The 16,215-nt window shown below is 71.0% G+C and carries 16 protein-coding genes; 7 read left to right on the top strand and 9 right to left on the bottom strand.

Annotated features, from left to right (window positions below; genetic code table 11):
- The first annotated feature begins 66 nt into the window (after nt 1-66).
- Together KDK95_RS30055 and KDK95_RS30060 are read left to right on the top strand one after the other, a co-directional pair.
- Nucleotides 67-894 carry an SDR family oxidoreductase gene (locus tag KDK95_RS30055; protein WP_212521709.1) on the top strand — a complete coding sequence of 276 codons (828 nt, stop codon included), beginning with the start codon at nt 67-69 and terminating at the stop codon, nt 892-894.
- A gap of 14 nt (nt 895-908) precedes the next feature.
- Nucleotides 909-2,237 carry an alpha/beta fold hydrolase gene (locus tag KDK95_RS30060; protein ID WP_212521710.1) on the top strand — a complete coding sequence of 443 codons (1,329 nt, stop codon included), beginning with the start codon at nt 909-911 and terminating at the stop codon, nt 2,235-2,237.
- 265 nt (nt 2,238-2,502) lie between these two features.
- Here the strand turns inward: KDK95_RS30060 and KDK95_RS30065 are convergent, their stop codons facing one another.
- The 7 genes from KDK95_RS30065 to KDK95_RS30095 form a co-directional block, all read right to left on the bottom strand.
- Nucleotides 2,503-4,632 carry a (Fe-S)-binding protein gene (locus KDK95_RS30065; protein ID WP_212521711.1) on the bottom strand — a complete coding sequence of 710 codons (2,130 nt, stop codon included), beginning with the start codon at nt 4,630-4,632 and terminating at the stop codon, nt 2,503-2,505.
- A gap of 1 nt (nt 4,633) precedes the next feature.
- Entirely contained in the window at nt 4,634-5,458 is an 825-nt protein-coding gene (locus KDK95_RS30070) for an electron transfer flavoprotein subunit alpha/FixB family protein (protein ID WP_212521712.1), read from the bottom strand.
- 67 nt (nt 5,459-5,525) lie between these two features.
- Nucleotides 5,526-6,131: a hypothetical protein gene (locus KDK95_RS30075; RefSeq protein WP_212521713.1), complete on the bottom strand. Its 606-nt coding sequence runs from the start codon at nt 6,129-6,131 to the stop codon at nt 5,526-5,528.
- A 67-nt stretch (nt 6,132-6,198) separates the two neighbouring features.
- The gene (locus KDK95_RS30080; protein ID WP_212521714.1) at nt 6,199-7,143 is read right to left on the bottom strand and encodes a PDR/VanB family oxidoreductase; all 945 of its coding nucleotides are present in this window, start codon (nt 7,141-7,143) and stop codon (nt 6,199-6,201) included.
- A complete protein-coding gene (locus KDK95_RS37940; RefSeq protein ID WP_307844787.1) occupies nt 7,140-8,192 on the bottom strand; it encodes a Rieske 2Fe-2S domain-containing protein in 1,053 nt (350 codons plus the stop codon). The genes KDK95_RS30080 and KDK95_RS37940 overlap by 4 nt, the downstream gene beginning before the upstream one ends.
- A 124-nt stretch (nt 8,193-8,316) precedes the next feature.
- A complete protein-coding gene (locus KDK95_RS30090) occupies nt 8,317-9,138 on the bottom strand; it encodes an IclR family transcriptional regulator (RefSeq protein WP_212521715.1) in 822 nt (273 codons plus the stop codon).
- Entirely contained in the window at nt 9,135-9,929 is a 795-nt protein-coding gene (locus KDK95_RS30095) for a PaaX family transcriptional regulator (protein ID WP_249162127.1), read from the bottom strand. The genes KDK95_RS30090 and KDK95_RS30095 overlap by 4 nt, the downstream gene beginning before the upstream one ends.
- A gap of 164 nt (nt 9,930-10,093) precedes the next feature.
- On the opposite strand from KDK95_RS30095, the gene KDK95_RS30100 reads away from it, so the two are divergent.
- Genes KDK95_RS30100 through KDK95_RS30115 form a run of 4 tightly spaced genes read left to right on the top strand, consistent with a single transcriptional unit; the run spans nt 10,094 to nt 13,971 of the window.
- Complete coding sequence (locus KDK95_RS30100) at nt 10,094-11,005, top strand: SDR family oxidoreductase (RefSeq protein WP_249162124.1); 912 nt, start codon at nt 10,094-10,096, stop codon at nt 11,003-11,005.
- Nucleotides 11,006-11,017: 12 nt separating this feature from the next.
- A complete protein-coding gene (locus KDK95_RS30105) occupies nt 11,018-11,887 on the top strand; it encodes an amidohydrolase family protein (protein WP_212521717.1) in 870 nt (289 codons plus the stop codon).
- Between the two features lie 46 nt (nt 11,888-11,933).
- Complete coding sequence (locus KDK95_RS30110) at nt 11,934-13,454, top strand: acyl-CoA synthetase (RefSeq protein ID WP_212521718.1); 1,521 nt, start codon at nt 11,934-11,936, stop codon at nt 13,452-13,454.
- Between the two features lie 55 nt (nt 13,455-13,509).
- Nucleotides 13,510-13,971, top strand: a complete 462-nt coding sequence (locus tag KDK95_RS30115) for a MaoC family dehydratase (protein ID WP_212521719.1) — start codon at nt 13,510-13,512, stop codon at nt 13,969-13,971.
- Nucleotides 13,972-14,012: 41 nt separating this feature from the next.
- Here the strand turns inward: KDK95_RS30115 and KDK95_RS30120 are convergent, their stop codons facing one another.
- Nucleotides 14,013-14,564 carry a PadR family transcriptional regulator gene (locus tag KDK95_RS30120; protein ID WP_212521720.1) on the bottom strand — a complete coding sequence of 184 codons (552 nt, stop codon included), beginning with the start codon at nt 14,562-14,564 and terminating at the stop codon, nt 14,013-14,015.
- Nucleotides 14,561-15,448, bottom strand: coding sequence for a maleylpyruvate isomerase N-terminal domain-containing protein (locus KDK95_RS30125; RefSeq protein WP_212521721.1), 888 nt, complete (start codon nt 15,446-15,448; stop codon nt 14,561-14,563). Before KDK95_RS30125 ends, KDK95_RS30120 begins: the two co-directional genes overlap by 4 nt.
- A 315-nt stretch (nt 15,449-15,763) precedes the next feature.
- On the opposite strand from KDK95_RS30125, the gene KDK95_RS30130 reads away from it, so the two are divergent.
- The coding region (locus tag KDK95_RS30130) for an alpha/beta fold hydrolase (protein WP_212521722.1) at nt 15,764-16,215 on the top strand (452 nt) is incomplete at its 3' end.

Below are 16,215 nucleotides of genomic sequence, written 5' to 3' on the forward strand. Positions count from 1 at the left end.
GGGGTGGCGGGTAGGCTGGCGGGGAATCGTGATCATCGTTCACCACGGCTGACGAGGACTGGGATCATGTCGGAGTCGAAGGTTTGGTTCATCACCGGGACGTCGCGCGGGTTCGGGCGCGAGTGGGCGCAGGCGGCGCTGGGGCGCGGGGACCGGGTCGCGGGGACGGCCCGTGAGCTGGGGACGCTGGACGAGCTGGTGAAACAGTACCCGGAGACGTTCCTGCCGCTGCGGCTGGACGTCACCGACCGGGATGGGGACTTCGCGGCGGTGCAGCGTGCCGCGGAGCACTTCGGGCGGCTGGACGTCGTGGTCAACAACGCCGGCTACGGGCAGTTCGGGATGATCGAGGAGCTCACCGAGCAGGAGATCCGCGCGCAGCTGGAGACGAACGTGTTCGGCGCGCTGTGGGTGACGCAGGCCGCCCTTCCGATCCTGCGCGAGCAGGGCTCTGGGCACATCCTGCAGGTCTCCAGCATCGGCGGGATCAGCGCGTTCCCGGGGATCGGCGCGTATCACGCCTCGAAGTGGGCGCTGGAGGGCTTCTCGCAGGCCCTGGCGCAGGAGGTGGCGCGCTTCGGGATCCGGGTGACGCTGATCGAGCCGGGCGGGTTCAGCACGGACTGGGCCGGGCCCTCGGCGAAGCGCAGCGCGGAGCACCCGGCGTACGCGCAGGCGTGGGCGGCGGACCGGGAGCGGCGCGGGTCGATGAACCGGGGCAACCCGTCGTCGTCGAGCGCGGCGATCTTGAAGGTGGTCGACGCCGCCGAGCCGCCGCTGCGGCTGTTCCTGGGCCGCACGCCGCTGCAGACGGCCGAGGCCGACTACGCGTCGCGGCTGGCCACGTGGCGGGAGTGGCAGGACGTGGCGGTTGCCGCGCACGGCGAGGGCTGAGGCAGACTAGGTCCATGCCTGAACTTCCGTCCTCCCCCACCCACCGCTTCCCCGGCCTGATCGTCACCGAGCGCACGTTCTCGCTGCCGCTCGATCACGCGGCGCCGCACGGCGAGAAGATCGACGTGTTCGCCCGCGCGGTGTGCGCTCCGGGCGGGGAGCGGCGGCCGTGGCTGGTGTTCCTGCAGGGCGGGCCGGGCTTCGGCTCGCCCCGGCCGACCGGCTCGTTCGGCTCCGGCTCGGTCGGCGGCTGGCTCGGCCGGGCGGTGCAGGATTTCCGGGTGCTGCTGCTGGACCAGCGCGGCACGGCGCGCTCGACGCCGGTGAACCGGCAGACGCTGCCGGCCCGCGGCGACGCGTCCGAGCAGGCTGACTACCTGGCGCACTTCCGGGCCGACTCGATCGTCCGGGACTGCGAGCTGATCCGCCGGGAGATCTCGGGCGACGAGCCGTGGACGGTGCTCGGGCAGAGCTTCGGCGGCTTCTGCGCGACGACGTACCTCTCGATCGCGCCCGAGGGCCTGCGCCGCGTGCTGATCTGCGGCGGCCTGCCCTCGCTCGACGCGCACGCCGACGACGTCTACCGTGCCGCGTACCCCCGGATGCTGCGGAAGAACGAGGCGTACTACCACCGCTACCCGCAGGACATCGGGCTCGCCCACCGGATTGCCCGGCACCTCACCGAGAACGAGGTCACGCTGCCGGGCGGGATGCTGCTGACGCCGGAGGCCTTCCAGTCGCTGGGCCTGATGCTGGGCACGAGCGACGGCTTCGAGCGGCTGCACTACCTGCTGGAAGGCGCACTGCTGTCCATCGGCGGCACGGAGACGCTCTCGGACTCGTTCATGGAGGAGGCGCAGCTCGCGCTCAGCTTCGCGGGGCACCCGATCTACGCGGTGCTGCACGAGCCGATCTACGCGCAGGGCGGCAAGCCGACGGCGTGGGCGGCGGAGCGAGTGCGCGCCGAGTTCCCGGACTTCTCCCCCGCGCGGGCCACGGCCGCGGACGCCCCTCTGCTGTTCACCGGCGAGACGATCCACCCGTGGCACTTCCGCACCGACCCCGCGCTGCGCCCGTTGCGCGAAGTCGCGGACCTGCTGGCCGAGCGCACGGACTGGCCGGCGCTGTACGACGCCGACGTGCTGGCGGCCAATGAGGTACCGGCGGCCGCCGCCGTATACGCGGAGGACCTGTACGTCGATGCGGCGCACTCCTCGCAGACCGCCGAGCGCATCAGGGGCCTGCGCCGCTGGGTGACGAACGAGTTCGAGCACGACGGGCTCCGGTCCAGCGGCGACGGCGTGTTCGAGCGGCTGTGGCGGATGGCCGACGGGGAGCTGTAGCCCGAATGAGGTGAGCCGGGGGTGAGCCGGGGGTGAGCCGGGGGTGGTCCGGCGAGCCTGACGGCGTGGTCCGGTCGGATCAACGCCGTCAGCTCATCGGACACGCTCACCTCGTCGGATCACGCCGCCAGGCTCGCCGGACCACGCTCATCACCCTGTCGGATCACGCCGTCACGCCGTCACCTTGTCGGGTCGCGGCCTCGCCTTGCACGTGCCCTCGCCCTCCACGCGCCCGCGCCTTGCACGCGCCCTCGGCTCGTCCCCGTCAGTCGTCGGCGTCCGCGGGCGCCTTCCGGATCGATCTGAGCAGGACCTCGGAGACGTCGGTCACGCGCACGTTCTCCTCCGCCCTGCCCTGCTGCTTGCGGGTGGCGACGCCGTCGGTGAGCATGACGATGCAGTAGGGGCACGCGGCGGTGACCAGGTCGGGCTCGGTGCCGAGGGCCTCGTCGGTCCTGGTCTCGTTGATGCGCGAGCCGATGGTCTCCTCCATCCACATCCGCGCGCCGCCGGCGCCGCAGCAGAACGAGCGCTCCTTGTTGCGCGGCATCTCGGTCAGGCGCACGCCGGGGACGCTGCCGAGGATGTCGCGCGGCGGGCTGAACACGCGGTTGTGGCGGCCGAGGTAGCAGGGATCGTGGTACGTGACGGCCAGGTCCAGGTCGTTGACCGGGCGCAGTTTGCCCTCGGCGACGAGCTTGGCCAGCAGTTCGGTGTGGTGCACGACCTCGTAGTCGCCGCCGAACTGCGGGTACTCGTTCGAGAGCGTGTTGAAGCAGTGCGCGCAGGTGACGACGATCTTCTTGGCGCCGACCTCGTTGAGCGTCTCCACGTTCTGCTTCGCGAGTTCCTGGAACAGCAGCTCCTGGCCGAGGCGGCGCGCGGCGTCGCCGGTGCACGTCTCGCCGCTGCCGAGGATCATGAACTCGACGCCGGCTTCGTGCAGGAGCTCGGCGACGGAGCGGCTGGTGCGCTTGGCGTTGTCGTCGAGGGAGCCGGCGCAGCCGACCCAGAACAGGTACTCGACGTCCTCGGGGATGGTCTCCTCGCCGTTCTCGCCGAAGACGCGCACGTCGAAGGGAAGGCCCTGGGTCCATTCGAGACGCGCCTTGCTGCCGCGGCCCCAGGGGTCGCCCTTGCGCTCGAGGTTGCGGAGCATGCCCTGCGCCTCGTGCGGGAATTCGGACTCGATCATGACCTGGTAGCGCCGCATGTCGACGATGTGGTCGACGTGCTCGATGTCGACGGGGCACTGTTCGACGCACGCTCCGCAGGTCACGCAGGACCAGAGCACGTCCGGGTCGATGACTCCGCCCTCCGCGACCGGCCCGACGAGTGCACGCTCCCCCTCCGCGCGTTCGGCCTCGGGCAGCGCGGCCCGAGCGTCGTCGGAGTCGGCGAGCAGGTATGGGGCCTTGGCCAGCGCGTGGTCGCGCAGGCCCATGATCAGCAGCTTCGGGCTCAGCGGCTTGCCGGTGTTCCAGGCCGGGCACTGGGACTGGCAGCGCCCGCATTCGGTGCACGTCGCGAAGTCGAGCAGGCCCTTCCAGGTGAAGTCCTCGATCGCGCCGCGCCCGATCTTGTCGTCCTCGCCGGGGTCCTCGAAGTCGACTTCGCTGCCCGCCGAGTAGACCGGCAGAAGGGCGCCGAGCGCGCGCGGGCGGCGGGAGAACGCGATGTTGAACGGGGCGAGGAAGATGTGCAGGTGCTTCGAGTTCACGACGAGCACGAGGAAGCCGAGCACGACGCCGAGCGACGCGAGGATGCCGACCGTCTCCAGGACGTCGTTCGCGCTGCGGCCGAGCGGGTGCAGGACGTGCGCCGCGATCTCGGACGCGAACGCGCCGTGCCGGTACGGGAAGTAGCCGGTGTTGATCTGCGCGCCGCGGTAGAGCAGCAGCGTCCACATCACGTTGAAGATCATGAACAGCACGAGCCAGGCCGCGCCGAGATGCGAGCCCGAGAACCGCGAGGAACGGCCCAGCCGCTCGGGCGACTGACGTATCCGGAGCGTGGAGAAGACGACGAGGCCGCACAGGACGGCGACGATGAAGAGGTCTTCGAGGAAGCCGAGCCACGTGTCGGTGCCGATCAGCGGGATGTGGAAGTCCCGCTGGAACAGCGCGCCGTAGCCTTCGAGGATGGTCGCGCCGAGGATCAGGAAGCCCCAGAACACCGCGGCGTGCGCGGCGCCGGCGACGGTCCACTTCAGCAGCTTACGCTGCGCGAGGACTTCCGAGAGCACGGCCCACGCCCGGCTGCCCGCGTCCTTCGTGCGCTCCGGATCGGCGGGCTGCCCGAGTCGGCCGATGCGGTACAGGTGCAGTATTCGGCGCGATGCGAGGCCGAAGGCCACCGCCGTCATCGCCAAGCCGATGATGAGTCGTGCGAGCAACTTAGGCCTCCGCGGGTTCGGGCGTGGTGGACGTGGATGCGGGCCTCGACGTGGCCGCGCGGGCGGCGAGTTCGTCGAGCAGGGCGGGAAGCAGCCGGTGCAGGTCGCCCACGATGCCGAGGTCGGCTTCTCGCAGGATGGGCGCGTTCGGGTCGCTGTCGATGGCGACGACGGTCCGGGCGCCGCGGATCGCCGAGCAGTGGCGTACGGATCCTGAAACGCCGGCGGCGAGGTAGAGGCGGGGCCGGATCTGGGCGCCGGGCAGATTGATGCAGGCGTGCCGCGGGGCCCAGCCGAGCTCGCCCGCGGTGTGGGTCGCGCCGACGCAGCCGCCGAGCGCGCGGGCGACTCGGGCCAGCAGGCTGAAGCCCTCGGCCGAGCCGACGCCGCGTCCGCCGGCCACGACGACGTCCGCCTCCGTGAGCAGCATTTCGCGCTGCGGCCCGTGGATACGCGATCGAATCACGATCACTGCCGTGTGCGTGTGGATCTCGGTGAACGAGCGGTCGGAGATCGCGATGATCTGATCGAGATCGTGATCGAAGAAGAGATCCGTGACATCGGTGACGATCGCCGATTCGAGCCGAACGGCGACCTGGGCGGATATTCGATCATTGCTCGCCGACGAGGTGATCAGAATGGCGCGCGGAAGATGATCGTGTGCGATCTCGATCAATTCCTCGGCTGCCCGGCGGTGATCGCAGTGCACGAGGACGGGCGTGCCGACGCGGCGCGCGAGCGTGAGAAGCTCGCACGTGGCCGGGGCGAGCGCGACGTCGTCGTCGGCCTCGTCCGCGAGGACCAGGACCGGGTCCACGAGGGGCATGGGCGGAAACATGTCCGCCGCGCGGGGTCGTCAAACGCGACACTTGACCAATGTTCTCCCACGCGTTTCAGACCAGGCGGCGTTCGGCGAGAAAGTCGACGAGCCGAACCGCGGCGGCGTGCGGATCAGGGTCGGAATAGATGATCGTATTCGGGCACGATGATCGATTTATGACCGTGATCGCCGGTTTGATCGCGGCGCCGGTTACGGGGGCGTCCGCAGGGAGAATACGGGTGCTGATCAGCTTCTGGCGGGCCTCGGCGATCGCCGGGAACGACGGGTGCCGCGGCGGGACGGAGCGCGGGGGGACGGCGGTGACCGGGGCTTCAAGGCGTGCGGCGACCAGGTCGGGGATGAGCGACAGGTTCGGCGTGTCCGGCGACTTGCCGCAGACGACGAGGTCGAAGCCCAGGTCGGTCGCGACGTCGGCGTAGACGCGGGAGAGCGTGAGTGCGTCGTAGGGCGAGATCCGATCGTCCGCCACGTGGACGGCGTCGTCGGCCCCGAGCGCGAGGGCGCGGCGCAGGGACCGCACGCAGTCGGCGGAACCGGCCGTGAGCAGCGTGACCTGGACGTCCATCCGGCGCCGCGCGATGTTCAAGGCGTGCTCGACCGCGCAGGCGTCGGAGTCGTCGAGTTCGGCTCCCGGCTTGACCAGTACGATGATCCGCATTCTCGGCGCTCCGCTCCATCGCGGGACACGAGCTCTGATACCGGCCGGGAGTCTAACCGCGTTCCTCTCAGAGGTCGAGGGTCAGTCGCGCTCCACGGCAGCGGGAGACGCAGATGAACATCGTCTCGTTGGACTCGCGCTCGGCGGCGGTGAGCAGGCTGTCGCGGTGGTCGGGCTCGCCGTCGAGGACGTCGGTCTCGCACGTGCCGCAGGTGCCTTCGCGGCAGGACGACAGGACGTTCACGCCGGCGAACTCCAGCGCCTCGAGGATCGAGTAGCCGGGGTCGACGGTGACGGTCTTGCCGCTGCGTGCGAGTACGACGTCGAAGGAGTCGCCGCGGACGGGCGCGGCGAGTTCGACGGGGGCGAAGCGCTCGACGTGCAGGGCGGTCGGCGGCCAGTGATCGCACGCCGACTCGACGGCCTTGAGCATGGGCTCCGGGCCGCAGGCGTAGATCAGGGTGCCCTGCCGGACCTGGCCGAGGTATTCGGCGAGATCGAGCAGACCGTGCTCGTCCTGCGGGTGGAACCGCACGTTCTCGCCGTAGTGCGCGAGTTCGCCGGTGAACGCCATCGAGGCCCGAGTACGGCCGCCGTAGAGCAGTGTCCATTCGGCGCCGGCGGCCTCGGCCGCGGCGATCATCGGCAGCAGCGGCGTGATGCCGATGCCGCCCGCGACGAACAGGTACCGGTCGGCGGAGGCGAACTCGAAGTTGTTGCGGGGGACGGAGACCGCGACGGTCGAGCCGACTGCCAGTTCGTCGTGCACGTGCGCCGAGCCGCCGCGGCCTTCGACCTCGCGCAGTACGCCGATGCGCCACGCCTCCCGGTCGGCCGGGTCGCCGCACAGCGAGTACTGCCGCGTCAGGTTCTCGGTCAGCTGAAGGTCAATGTGGGCACCGGGGGTCCACTCAGGCAGCGGGCCGCCGTCCGCGGGCGTCAGGGTCAGGGCGACGACGCCGTCGGCCGCCTCGACGCGCTCGCGGACGGTGACCTTCAGGTACTCCGTCACGCCGCGCCCGCCGCTTCGGACATGCGCTTGAGCATCTTGCGGGCGGCGAGGCCGCCTTCGTCGATCTTGATGCTGAGCTCCTGGAAGCCCTCGGGCTCCTTGTCGATGACGGCCTCGAGGATGTTGAGGGCGTCGACGTCCTGCATCACGACGGTGTGGTTGTTCTTGCGCATGAACTCGGTGACCTCGTCGTCGTCCTTGGCGAAGTCCCGCGAGATGGCCCAGAAGTCGAACACCGAGTTGTCGGTCTCCGGGGTGATCGCGTAGGTGACTTCGAGGTGGTTGCCCTGCGGGTCGGTGCCGTCGTCGTTGGGCTTGACGCCTTCCGGGGCGACGCGGCTGTGCAGCAGGTAGAGGCAGGGAGCGTGGTACTCGATGTCCTGCCAGCGGTCGATCAGGCCGTCGATGCCGGTCGAGCGCGCGTAGAAGGGCGGGCACTCGGCGCCGTCCATGTGGCGGCTGACGTAGACGATGTTGGCGTCGTCGTCGACGCGGGTGGTCATCGGGGTCTGCGCGACCTCGGGGGTGCCGATGTAGCCGGCGTGCAGGTAGGTCTCGTGGGAGAGGTCGAGCAGGTTGTCGACGAGCATGCTGTAGCGGCTGCGGATCGGCTCCATGCCGCAGGACGTGATGTAGCCGGAGTCCTTGTTGAGCCAGGGAGCGCGCGGGATCTCGCGCTGCTCGGCGAGCGCCGGGTCGCCGATGAAGACCCAGATGAACGAGTCCTGCTCCACGACCGGGAACGACGCGACGCGGGCGGTGCGCGGGATGCGGTCCTGGCCGGGCACGAACGAGCAGCTGCCGTCGGTCTCGTAGGTGAAGCCGTGGTACCCGCACACGATCTTGTCGCCGTCGAGGCGGCTTTCCGAGAGCGGGAACCGCCGGTGCACGCAGCGGTCGGCGAGCGCGACGGGCGCGCCCTCCTGGGTGCGGTAGAACACGATGGGCTCGTTGCAGATGGTCCGAGCCAGGAACGTGCGCGTCACCTCGTCGGCGTAGGCGGCGACGTACCACTGGTCGCGGACGATCGGGATGCTCGGTGCGGCCACTTCGGGACTCCTTCACTCGCGCCCACCTCGGTGTGGGGCGTCATGGAGGAGGTTCGGCGCGGTCAGGGGGCGGCGACAAGGGCCGTTTCCACTGAATGGAAACGTCGGGGTCGTTGTCGCGGGCTCACGGGGCCGTGCCGGAGGCCGGGCGGTGCCCGCCGCCGAGATAGCCGAGTGCGCGGGAGCTGCCTCGCGCGGCCATCCGGATCGCGGGGATCAGGGCGGCGGCGTTGGCGGTGGAGGGAACGACCAGCGAGAGCGCGGCGACGACGCTGCCCGAGGCGTCGCGGATGGGAGCGGCTACCGATACCGCGTCGGCGGTGATCTGACGGTCGCTCACGGCGGCGTCGGCACGGCGGACCTCGGCGAGCTTGGCGCGCAGCTTCGCCGGGTCGGTGATCGTGTGGGACGTGAAGCGTTGGAGGGGCGCGGCGACCACGCGTTCCTGGACGGCGGGTTCCGCGAAGGCGAGCAGGACCAGGCCGACGCCGGTGGCGTGCAGCGGCCAGCGCGAGCCGACCGTGGTGCGCACGACGACGGCGGAGCGGCCGGAGATCAGCTCGACGTAGAGGGTGTCGAGGCCGTCGCGTACGGCGAGCTGGACGTTCTCGTGCGTGGTCTCGTAGAGGTCTTCCATGAACGGCAGCGCGGCACGGCGCAGGCCCGAGCTGCGCGGAGCGAGCGTGGCGACCTCCCACAGGCGCAGTCCGATGCGGTAGGCGCCGGACTCGGACTGCTCCAGCGCTCCCCACGCCGTGAGCTGGCCGATCAATCGGTGCGCGGTGGCGGCGGGCAGGTCGGCGCGCCGGGCCAGCGCGGTGAGCGTCAGCTCTCGATGCTCGGCGTCGAACGCGGCGAGCAGGGCGAGGAGGCGTTGCGCGACACCGGGGCGGCGGGACTCGGACCCGGCCTCGGAGGAGGCCGGGCCGGTGTTCTCGTCGGTCATGCGGCGGCGGGGATCAGGGGCCGTACGTCGAGGAGGCGTTCCGCGAGCTTGGCGGCCTCGTCGCTCAGCCGGCGGTCCACGCGCACGAACAGCGCCTCGGCCTCGGCGGCGGGCCAGTCGGCGGGCAGGTGCTCGACCGGCAGCCGCGGGTCGTCGCGGATGACGCGCAGCCAGTCGGAGTTCATCACGAGCGTGACGGCGAGCGGGTCGGCGCCCTGATCGAGCTCCGCCTCGATGTTCTTCCACCGTTCGGCGAAGGCGTGGTACGGCGCGGCGATGGCGTCGAGCTCCCAGGTCTCGCGGATCATCTGGTCGACGTCGGTGCCGGGGATGGTCGAGGCGTGGAAGGCCTTGACGTGCGATTCGAGGCCGAGGGCGCCGACGATCTCCTCGACGCTCGCCCGGCCCGGGGCCACCCACAGGCCGTTGAACAGCGGTCCGAAGCCGGCCCAGGTCAGCTGGGAGCGCAGCTCGTGGCGCTGCTTCTGCCAGGACTCGGGCAGCGAGAAGCCGAGCAGGGTCCACACCCCGTCCCAGTCGCGGTTGACTGCGCCGCGCTTCCAGAGCCGGGCCTCGCCGTCCCGCAGGATCCGCTCGCTGCGCCCGGTCAGACCGAAGTACATCGCCCGGCCGTGGCGCTGGCGGACGAGCAGGCCGCGGTTGACCATCCGGGTGAGCGTGGAGCGCGCCGCGTGCTCGCCGACGCCGACCCGGGCGAAGACCTCGATGACGCTGGACGCGGACACCGCGACCTCGCGCCCGAGCAGGTAGCGGCCCAGCAGGGTGAGCATCAGGGTCTGCGGACGGACAGCGCCGTCCTCCGAGGGAGTCTCCACGCCACCACCGTACCGGCTCCGCGCTGGTGACGCCTATTATTCGGCGATACATTGACGGCAGGTGCAAACTTGCCTAATGTTTCGCGGGACGCGACGAGGCGAGAGAAGGCAGGGAACCGATGACCTCGGTGGATCTATCCGGCAAGACGGCGGTGGTGACGGGCTCGGGCCGCGGGCTCGGCCTGGCCTACGCGAAGGCGCTGGCCGCGGCGGGCGCGGCGGTGGTCGTCAACGACGTGGACGCGGAGGCGGCCAAGTCGGCGGCGAAGTCGATCGCGGACGCCGGCGGGCGCGCGGTGGCCGTGGCGGCGCCGGTCGGCGGCTCGGAGACCGCGGACGCCCTCGTGGCCGCGGCGGTGGAGGGCTTCGGCGGGCTCGACATCATGCTCACCAACGCGGGCGTGCTGCGCGACAAGGTGCTGTGGAAGATGACGGACGAGGATTTCGACACCGTCATCAACGTGCACCTGCGCGGCACCTTCACCTGCGTGCGCGCGGCCGCGGTGCGGATGCGCGAGCAGGGCGGCGGGGGCCGGATCATCGTCGCCGGCTCGCCCACCGGCCAGCGCGGCACGTTCGGCCAGACGAACTACGCCGCCGCCAAGGCCGGGATCGTCGGGATGATGCGCACCTGGGCGATGGAGCTGGCCCGCGACGAGATCACCGTCAACGCCCTGATCCCGGCGGCGGCCACGGCGATGACCAGGACGATCCCCTTCTTCGCCCCGCACGTCGAGGCGCTCGAGAAGGACGGCGTCCCGCTGCCGGACGCGCTGCGCAAGGGAGAGGGCTTCGGTACCGTGGAGGACGTCGCCGGGCTCGTCGTCTTCCTCGCCTCCGACGCCGCGGCGCAGGTCAACGGCCAGGCGATCGGGATCGGCGGAGACCGGCTCGCCCTGTGGTCGCACCCGCAGGAGCGGCTCGTGAGCTTCGCGGACGGCGGCTGGAGCGCCGAGGAGATCGCCGCCGCGTGGCCCTCCACGCTCGGCCGCTCCCCCGAGACCGTCGGCGTCCCCGCCCCGCGGCAGTGAGCGAGCGTACCGATGAACATCGATGAACTCGTCGCGATCGACGTCCACACGCACGCCGAGGTCTCGGCCTCAGGCGAGGGCTCGCTGTCGAAGGAGCTCGAGGAGGCTTCCGCGGAGTACTTCAAGGTCGACCACGGGCACCGCAAGCCGACGCTGGACGAGATCGGCGCCCTCTACCGGTCGCTGAAGATGGCGGCGGTGGTCTTCACCGTGGACGCCGAGTCCGCGACCGGCACCGAGGCCGTGCCGAACGAGGAGATCGCCGAGGCCGCTCGGCGCTACCCCGACGCGATCATCCCGTTCGCCTCGATCGACCCCGCCAAGGGCAGGGCCGGCGCCCGCCAGGTGCGCCGCCTGGTCGAGGAGCACGGCGTGCGCGGCTTCAAGTTCCACCCGAACGTGCAGGCGTTCTTCCCGAACGATCGGATGGCCTACCCGCTCTACGAGGCGATCGAGGAGGCCGGGGCGATCTCCGTCTTCCACACCGGGCAGACCGGCATCGGCGCCGGCGCGCCGGGCGGCGGCGGGATCCGGCTCAAGTATTCGAACCCGATGTTCGTGGACGACGTCGCCGTCGACTTCCCCGGCATGAAGATCATCCTGGCGCACCCCTCCTTCCCCTGGCAGGACGAGGCGCTGTCGGTGGCCACGCACAAGCCGCAGGTCTACATCGACCTGAGCGGCTGGTCGCCGAAGTACTTCCCGCCGCAGCTCGTCCAGTACGCCAACAGCCTGCTGCAGGACAAGGTGCTGTTCGGCACGGACTACCCGCTGCTCACGCCCGAGCGCTGGCTCGCCGACTTCGACAAGCTGCCGATCAAGGACTCCGTCCGCCCGAAGATCCTCAAGGACAACGCCGCGAGGCTGCTCGGCCTCGCGTAGGCCGCCTCCCCCTTCCCGGGCACGATGCGCAAAGGAGCCATCGACTATGCGAAACCAGGGCATCGGCTCGTGGACCGCGCGCAGGGCGCGCAAGAGCCCGCACGCCCTCGCCGTGCTCCACCGCGACCGCCGGTTCAGCTACCTGGACCTGCGCGAACGCTCGCTGCGCCTGGCCGCCCGGCTGCGCGCGGCGGGCCTGCAGCGCGGCGAGGCGGTCGCCTACCTCGGGCCGAACCACCCCGCCTACCTCGAGACGCTGTTCGCCGCCGGACTGCTCGGCGCGGTCTTCGTGCCGCTAAACACGCGGCTCGCGGCGGCCGAGGTGGAGTACTGCCTCGCCGACAGCGGCGCCCGGATCCTGATCCACACCGCGCAGTACGCGCGGATCGCCGAGGAGGCGGGCTCGACCCAGGAGGACCTGCGGTCGATCGCCGTCGACGAGGAGTACGAGCGCACGCTCGCGCAGGGGCCGGCCGAGCCGATCGACGAGCCCGTGGCGCAGTCCGAGCCGTGCATGATCATGTACACCTCGGGCACGACCGGCCGGCCCAAGGGCGCGGTCCTGAGCCACGGCAACCTGACGTGGAACTCGCTCAACGTGGTCGTCGACACCGACTTCCGCCACGACGAGGTCACCCTGGTCAGCGCGCCGCTGTTCCACACCGCGGCGCTCAACATGACCTGCCTGCCGACGCTCCTCAAGGGCGGCACCGTGATCCTCGAGGAGACGTTCGACGAGGCGCGGACGCTGGAGCTGATCTCGCATCAGGGCGTGACCACGCTGTTCGGTGTGCCGACGATGTACCAGCGGCTCGCGGACGCGCCCGGCTTCGACGAGACCGACCTGAGCGGCGTACGGAACCTGATGTGCGGCGGCGCTCCGGTGCCGGAGCCGCTGCTGCGGCGCTACCTCGATCGCGGGCTCAGCTTCGTGCAGGGCTACGGCATGACCGAGGCGTCGCCCGGCACGCTGCTGCTCGACGCGGACCACGCGCTGAGCAAGGCGGGCACAGCAGGCGTGCCGCACTTCTTCACCGACGTGCGGCTGACGCGGCCCGACGGCAGCGTCGCTGGCCCCGGCGAGCCGGGCGAGATCGAGGTCGAGGGGCCGAACGTGATGCTCGGCTACTGGGGCCGGCCGGTCGAGACGCGCCGCGCGCTGAACGACGGCTGGCTGCATTCCGGCGACCTGGCGGCGACCGACGAGGACGGCTACGTGCGCATCGTCGACCGGATCAAGGACCTGATCATCTCGGGCGGCGAGAACGTCTCCCCCGCACAGGTCGAGTCCGTGCTCTACCAGCATCCGGGGGTCGCCGAGTGCGCCGTGATCGGCGTCCCGGACGAGCGCTGGGGCGAGGTCGGCCGTGCGGTCGTGGTGGTGCGCGAGCCGGCGGTCGAGGGAGCGGAATTCGCCGCCGAACTGCTGGCGTTCGCGGCCGAACGCCTCGCGAAGTACAAGGTGCCGAAGTCGGTGGTCTTCACCGAGGCGCTGCCGCGCACCGGCGCGGGCAAGGTCATCAAGTCCGCGCTGCGCGAAGCGAACGCCGACGGCTCACCGAGCTGAGACCTGACACCCGGGACCTGAGACCTGGGAAATCGAGAGAAGAGAGAGATCTGAGATGACGAAGACCAGCGCCACCGGCCTCGACGAGCTGCGGGCCCTGGCCGGGGCCGACCTCGGCGCGACCGACTGGTTCGAGGTGACGCAGGACCGGGTGAACCTTTTCGCCGACGCCACCGACGATCACCAGTGGATCCACACGGACCCCGAGCGCGCGGCCTCCGGGCCCTTCGGCGGCACGATCGCCCACGGCTACCTCACGCTGTCCCTGCTGATTCCGCTGTTCGGCGAGCTCCTCGAGGTCGGCGGCGTGAAGATGAGCGTCAACTACGGCCTGGAGAAGGTGCGCTTCCCGGCGCCCGTGCGCGTGGGCTCGAAGATCCGCCTGCTCGGCACCGTGGACGAGGTCGAGGACGTGGCCGGCGACGGCGTGCAGATGGCGCTGACGTTCACCGTCGAGATCGAGGGCGGCGCGAAGCCCGCGTGCGTGGCGAAGGCGCTGTACCGGCACTACGCGTAGTCGGGGCTGCCTGCCCCGGCCCGCCGGGGCACGGCTCGCTGTCAGCGGCGCGTGTGAGGAGTTTCTCGGGCCCCGACCTCGGGCGGCAGCCGGTCGATCCAGCGGACGGTCGCGCGGGCCACGGTGATGCCGTACTCGAGCGTGGCGAGCACGTGCGGGTCCGTGTCCTCGCGCTCGCCGAGCACCTGACGCAGCCCCAGGTACTGCTTCAGCAGTTCCGCCTGCCGCGCTCGCTGCTCGCTCAGGACGCTGCGGAGCAGGCCCGGCTGGAGATGTCGGCCGAGGGTGACGAACAGCAGCAGCGGCAGGCGGATCGTGCCCTCGCCGGGTCCGCGCGCGGCCCACTCGGCGAACGCGGCGCGGCCCGCATCGGTGACGGTGTAGGGCTTCGCGTCGCGGCGGCCGGTCTCGCCGGGGGTGACGAGGCCGTGGTCGGCCATGTACGCCAGTTCGCGGTAGACCTGGCTCTTGGTGAGCGACCAGAAGGGTCCGATCGTCTGTTCCGCGCGGGCGACCAGGTCCCAGCCGGTCATTGGACCGTCGTGCAGGAAGCCGAGGAGCGACGCCGCGGTCGCGTTGATTTCCGCGCTCACGGCGTGGCGAACAGCGTGGTGAAGCGCAGTCCGAGCCAAGGGCGTCGGCCGGTGGAGAGGGCGCCGCCGCTGACGATCGCACGCGCGAGCGAGCAGCGGCCGAAGCCGACCAGCAGGGCGGCGCGCGGGTCGAGCGAGATCACGCAGTCCACCTTACGCTCGCCGCGCTCCAGCGCGTCGGAACATTCTGCTGTGCCGTCGGCGATCCGCACGAGGAAGCCGGCCGCCCCGCGCAGCCGCACCTCGTAGTCGGCTTCCAGGCCCTTGGCGCGGTTCGCGTCGAAAAGCAGCGGGAGCATCGCGCTCATCACGGTCGGCGTCGCGGCGGCGGCAGAGGCCTGCGACATGCGCGCGTCGGCGTGCATGGCGCGGGCCAGATCACGGCCGTGGACCAGCGACTCGGTCACGGCCAGGGACGCGAGCGTGCCGACGCTGCGGGTCATGCCCTCGCCGTACCACGGGGTGTCGACCTCCCGCGCGAGATCGTCCTGCCCGGCCAGCGCCGTCAGCAAGGCCGCGGCGTTGACCGCGAGACCGTCGGCGGCTGCTTCCGGGCTGTCTACGGCGAGCTGTTCGATCGCGTACTCGTTGGCGGCGGCGACCGTGGCCGGAAGTCCGCGGGCGCCGTCCGGGGCGGCAACCACGGCGGCGACGGCGGCGGCGACCGCGGTGGTCAGCCGCGCGTCCTGGTAGTCGCCGCGCATCGTCGCGCCGAAGGTCAGGTACACGGCCGTGAGGTGCGCCGCGAGCTGGCCGACGGTCCACTTCAGGCCCGGCACCGGTTCACGCAGGTCGCGGCTGCCGCGCACGAGGCTGATCACGCGCTCGCTCTCCTGCTCGAAGGCCTTGGAGACGGCCTGCTCGTCGGGCGTCAAGCTCCACATGGTCAGGAGTCTGCGGCGTCCCGCGCTCGGCGTCAAGACCGTCCATTGTGGAATATCTGACGGTCGAACGGGGTGCCTTAGTCCGCACCGCAATCCGTGCATGGACATGCATGTCATGCCAGCCGTCAGCGTGCAGCACGGAGCTGCGCTCGATAGCCTCGGCCGCGAATCCGGCCTTCATCGCGAACCGGCAGGAGGCCTCGTGACCGCCAGCGCCCGATCTCCGCCTTCGCCGCGCGCGAGCGCCCGGGGTGCGGTAGCCTCCCAGGTCAGCGACCATCCGCCACGCTCGCCAGCCGACCGAGGGAGACCGCCGTGCCTCGCTGCCACGCCAACGGGATCGAGATCGAGTACGACACCTTCGGCTCGCCCGCAGATCCGGCCATGCTGCTGATCATGGGCTTGAGCATGCAGCTCACCGGCTGGGACCCGGAGCTGTGCGAGAAGATCGCGGCCCGCGGCTTCCACGTCATCCGCTTCGACAACCGCGACGCGGGCCTGTCCACGCACATGGACGCGGCGCCGGTACCGAACCTGGGCGCGGTGATGAGCGGAGACGCGTCCGAGGTGAGATACCTGCTGGCCGACCTGGCCGACGACACGGCCGGCCTGCTCAAGGCCCTCGGCATCCAGGCCGCGCACGCGGTCGGCGCCTCGATGGGCGGGATGATCCTCCAGGAGATGCTGATCCGGCACCCCGGGCTGCTGCTCTCGGCCTGCTCGATCATGTCCACCACCGGCGACCCCGCCGTCGGCCACCCCTCCCC

It is taken from the genome of Actinospica acidithermotolerans, assembly GCF_018139625.1.
Lineage (GTDB): Bacteria > Actinomycetota > Actinomycetes > Streptomycetales > Catenulisporaceae > Actinospica > Actinospica acidithermotolerans.